Source organism: Salinibacterium sp., from assembly GCF_031364185.1.
GTDB lineage: Bacteria > Actinomycetota > Actinomycetes > Actinomycetales > Microbacteriaceae > Rhodoglobus.
The window spans coordinates 1-3,614 of record NZ_JANLVV010000148.1 but is presented as its reverse complement, the minus strand read 5'-3'; the positions used below and the strand labels follow the sequence as shown (position 1 = coordinate 3,614).

The window sequence follows — 3,614 nt, the reverse complement described above, 5'->3', positions numbered from 1 at the left end:
GGAGCCCGGCACGACCGCTGCCTCGACTGTCTCCGACCTGACCAGGTCTTCGGCCTCGGCGACCGTGGCCGCTTCGACCACATCGAAGGCGCCGGTCTCCGTCACCACCGCGATTGCGCTGCCGACGGCGGCAATCTTCGGCTGGGTGGGATTGGCCCCCCACGATCCCGCCGATCACGATGCCGGCGAGGATTGCCAGCATCGTGATCGCGGTGGAGATGAGGAATGACTTGCTACGAAGCTTCATCCTGACCTCCCGCTCGGCAACGAGCCAGGTCGCCTGCATTGCGCCGGGCGTTTGATAGGTGGTCACTGGATTACCTCCGTGAAAATCTGTGAGAGTGAGGGAACGACGGGAGAGAACCGTTTCACGGTGCCGGTGGCGAGTGCCTTCTCGAGCACTCGCTGGGAGGTCGCATCCGTGTCGACGTCGAACCGCGCGAATCCGCCGTCGAAATCGACCACTGTCACGCCGGGCTCGCTGCGCAGCCAGCCCGCGTCACCCGCAAGCTGCAGGTCGAAGCGCGGCAAGGAGTGTTGGGCGCGGAGACCCTCGCGAGATCCGGTGGCGCGGATGACCCCGTCCGCGATCACGATCAGGTCGTCGCAGAGCCGCTCGACGATGTCGAGCTGGTGCGACGAAAACAGCACGGGTGCACCGCTGGCCGCAAAATCCTTCAGCACGGTCAACACCACCTCGACGGCGACGGGGTCGAGCCCGCTGAACGGTTCGTCGAGGATGAGCACGTCGGGGTCGTGCACCAGGGCCGCGGCGATCTGGGCGCGCTGCTGGTTGCCGAGCGACAGGCTCTCCACCGTGTCATCCGCTCGCTCGCCGAGACCCAGTCGCTCCAGCAGCGCGGCGGTGTTCGAGCGAGCTTTCGCGTCGGGCATCCCGTGCAGGCGACCGAGGTAGATGATTTGCTCAGCGACCTTCATCTTGGGGTATAGGCCGCGCTCCTCCGGCATGTAGCCGAAGCTGGTGCGCTGCTGGGGGGTCACGGGCGAGCCGTTGAGCGTCACCGTGCCCGACGAAGCTCCGAGCACGCCCAGGATGACGCGCATCGTCGTGGTCTTGCCGGCGCCATTTCGGCCGACAAAGCCCGTCATGCGGCCCCCTTCGACCGTGAACGACACATCGTGTAGCACCTGTCGGGCGCCGAACGATCGATTTATCGAATGCAATTCGAGCATGATTCCCCCCTTTTTTCGACAGCATCTCCTACCCAACGCTAGCGAGGTGATCAGCCGGGGGCATCCGGCGCCCGGCGGGGAAGTGGGTTCCCCCGAGCGGCGGACAACACCCGACGCAACAAGCTCGACGCTGGTTCGACGGAGTCAACTCGGCGAATACCGCCTACTCGCCCGGTACGGCGAAACCGTTCTCGTAGGCCCAGACCACCGCGCGAATTCGGTCGCGCACCCCGAGCTTCGCGAGCACGTTCGAGACGTGGGTCTTCACTGTCGCCTCGCCGACGAACAGCTCGGTCGCGATCTCCGAATTGGAGTTGCCCTTCGCCAGAAGCGCCAGTACTTCGACTTCTCGATCGGTGAGTTCGGGGTAGTCCGTGCGTTCACGAAGGGTGTGGGAGGCGCCGCCGAACCGTTCGATGACGCGCCTCGTGACAGCGGGGCTCAGCAGGGAATCCCCGGCGGCGACCACCTGCACCGCCTCCACCAGGTGCTCCGGGCTCGCCGTTTTGAGCAGAAAACCGCTCGCGCCGGCGCTCAGCGCGTCGAACAGGTAGCTGTCACTATCAAACGTCGTCAGCATCAGGATGCGGCTGCGTACGCTCGCATCGGCGACAAGAATCCGCGTCGCCTCGAGCCCGTCCATGCCCGGCATCTGCACGTCCATGCAGATCACATCCGGAGCAAGCTGTTTAGCCAGCCGAACACCGTCGGCGCCGTTGCTCGCCTCGCCGACGACCTCGACACCTGGTTCGCTGTTCAGGATGACGCGGATCCCCGCTCGCATCAGCGCCTGGTCGTCGACCAGCAGCACCCGCGTCACAGGCTAGTCCAGCGATCGGGATGGCCGGCCTTGCCGTCGGGATGGGTCGCTCCGCCATCGGGGAGCGCCGCCGTACGGTCGGGAAATCCAGTGCCGCGGTCAGGGATCGCCGCGCGCACCAGGAAGCCGCCGTGCGGTCGCGCTCCGGCCTCCACCGTGCCACCGACCGCGAGTACGCGCTCGCGCATACCGATAAGGCCGAGACCGCCGGTGGCACCCCTCGCGATGGCGCGGCCAACTCCGGTGTTGCTCACCTCCAGCTCGATGGCGTTGTCGAGGTAGCGGAGCCTCACCTCAGCAATGGCCCGATCACCGGCGTGCTTACGAACGTTAGTCAGCGCCTCCTGGGCAACGCGATAGAGAGTGAAACCAGCCAGGGAGGTTACATGTCGTTCCGCGCCGACGACGGTCAGGTTGGCATGCATTCCGGCATCGGTCATGTCGGTGAGCAGGGCAGGGAGCTGTGCGAGCCCGAGCGTCGACGAACTGCGGCTGGCGGCATCCGGAGTCGTATCGCGCAGTGTGGTGAGCAGGCGATGCAACTCGTCGACGGCCTCACGAGCGCTCTGCTCTATCGTCGCGAGAGAGCCGAGTGCCTGCTCAGGATCGGTGGTCAGGATGCGCCGGGCAGCCCCCGCCTGTACCCCCATGACCGACACGTGATGCGCCACGACGTCGTGCAATTCCCGCGCGATGAGCATGCGGTCGAGTGCTACGGCCTGCTCGGCGCCGAGTTCACGCTGCGTCTCCAGCTCGATCGTTCTGGACTGCAGTTCTGCCCTGTCGCGCGCTGCCGCCCATGCCGAGTCGCCGAAGAAGTATGCACCACCGAAATAGAGGATGTTGGTGAGCACGTTGATGATGGCAAACACCGCGAACTGCGAGAACACTCCGGATCGGGACACCTCGGGAAGAAGCTCGGGATCGCTGACCGTGACGATGAGGTTCACGGTCACCCAGGCGAACATCGCGGCGATGATCGATAATCGCAGGATGGTGGCGCGACGCCGACTCTTACCCCAAGCGCCCAACGAGTAGACGGCGACAAACAGGGCAATGTTGCTCACCAGGAACTCGGGTACCGAGAACTGCTGGCACACATAGAAGGCAGCGGCCGCGACGATGGCCACGGCCTCGGGGAACCGTCGGCGCAGAGCGAGCGGCAGGGTCATCGCGGCAAGCCCAACGACAGTCAGCCAGGGTTCGGCGGGATCTGGGTACAGTCCCATTCGGGAGTAAAGCAGTGCGGTCACGCCGGCTCCCAGCGCGATGGCCAGCGCGGCGAGCGCGTCGCGCCGATACGAACGGCTGCCGGGCCGCGGGCGCACCCACTCTGAGGTCATGACTCCACGGTATCGAAGGGGTGCGGCCGGGGCATCCGTCGCCGGGAGGAGTCGGCGTCGTTGTCACCCTGCTGTCGTCCGTGCCCGCAGCTTCGACCACTGACCACTGTCATGATGTCGGTTCGCGCAAGTGCTCGATCGCACCGATGAGTTCTCTATCGCCTATGAAGGACCATGACCAACGGTCACTGGCGGGCATACGAAAAACAAAACGGGCATCGTGATAAGGAATCAATACTTGCTCGAGCGCTACGGCG

4 protein-coding genes are annotated in these 3,614 nt (G+C 65.3%); 1 reads left to right on the top strand and 3 read right to left on the bottom strand.

Translation table 11 applies throughout. The features are described from left to right. Positions 1–229, top strand: a 229-nt coding sequence (locus tag RMN95_RS06655; RefSeq protein ID WP_309616158.1) for a hypothetical protein, incomplete at its 5' end; no start/stop codon positions are given. Positions 230–309: 80 nt separating this feature from the next. Here RMN95_RS06655 and RMN95_RS06650 read toward each other — a convergent pair. The 3 genes from RMN95_RS06650 to RMN95_RS06640 form a co-directional block, all read right to left on the bottom strand. Beyond that, complete coding sequence (locus tag RMN95_RS06650; RefSeq protein WP_309616157.1) at positions 310–1,194, bottom strand: ATP-binding cassette domain-containing protein; 885 nt, start codon at positions 1,192–1,194, stop codon at positions 310–312. Between the two features lie 163 nt (positions 1,195–1,357). After that, positions 1,358–2,014 carry a response regulator transcription factor gene (locus RMN95_RS06645; protein ID WP_309616156.1) on the bottom strand — a complete coding sequence of 219 codons (657 nt, stop codon included), beginning with the start codon at positions 2,012–2,014 and terminating at the stop codon, positions 1,358–1,360. Further along, a complete protein-coding gene (locus RMN95_RS06640; RefSeq protein WP_309616155.1) occupies positions 2,011–3,357 on the bottom strand; it encodes a sensor histidine kinase in 1,347 nt (448 codons plus the stop codon). The genes RMN95_RS06645 and RMN95_RS06640 overlap by 4 nt, the downstream gene beginning before the upstream one ends. Positions 3,358–3,614: the final 257 nt, after the last annotated feature.